Source organism: Paraburkholderia sp. SIMBA_053 (assembly GCF_046534895.1).
Taxonomy (GTDB): Bacteria; Pseudomonadota; Gammaproteobacteria; order Burkholderiales; family Burkholderiaceae; genus Paraburkholderia; species Paraburkholderia caledonica.
In genome coordinates, this window is the sequence record NZ_JAWRXU010001064.1 from 1 (window position 1) to 258 (window position 258).

Consider the following 258-nt stretch of genomic DNA (forward strand, 5'->3'; position numbering starts at 1 on the left):
CGTGGCAAAGGTGCTGAAAGTCCTGACTCGGGGTGGTGTGGTGGAGTCGCTGCGGGGCACGAACGGCGGTTACCTGTTGCCGCGGCCGCCCACGCGGATCACGCTGGCGGAGGTGATCGCCGCGGTTGACGGCCCGATCGGGATCACCGAATGCAGCACGATGCCTGGATTGTGCATCCAGGAGGGGGTGTGCGCGGTGCGCGCCAACTGGCAGAAGGTCAATCGCGTGATCTACGAGGCGTTGCAGCAGGTCACGCT

The 258-nt window shown here is 65.9% G+C and carries 1 protein-coding gene; it reads left to right on the forward strand.

Features of this window, described 5'->3' with window-relative positions:
- The coding region (locus SB753_RS38890; protein WP_410805393.1) for an RrF2 family transcriptional regulator at window positions 1-258 on the forward strand (258 nt) is incomplete at both ends.